This window comes from Chitinophaga sp. GbtcB8, assembly GCF_019091455.1.
Taxonomy (GTDB): Bacteria; Bacteroidota; Bacteroidia; order Chitinophagales; family Chitinophagaceae; genus Chitinophaga.
In genome coordinates this window covers 1-231 of record NZ_JAGXJN010000500.1, presented here as the reverse complement: position 1 = coordinate 231, position 231 = coordinate 1, and the positions used below count along the sequence as shown (strand labels likewise).

At 50.2% G+C, this 231-nt stretch carries 1 pseudogene; it reads right to left on the bottom strand.

Annotated features, from left to right (window positions below):
* Window positions 1-231: pseudogene (locus KVT36_RS32395) on the bottom strand (fatty acid desaturase); the annotation flags it as partial.

The following is a 231-nucleotide window of genomic DNA, read 5'->3' as shown; positions in this document are numbered from 1 at the left end:
ATAGCGTTGGCCAGGGGGGAATTGTGTAAGATGGTATGATGCTGATGATCCTGATAGATCACGATCATGCGTACAATAAGCAACCCTGCCAGCACGCTGCTGCATACCCTTACCAGCAGGTAAGGCAGCATAATGGTGCCGGTCAATGCCAGGTTCAGCAAAAGCAGCGTAGAGATGGTGAATAACCAGCTCTTGGCTCTAATCTCAGTGGCATATGGCTTGGTGGCCAAT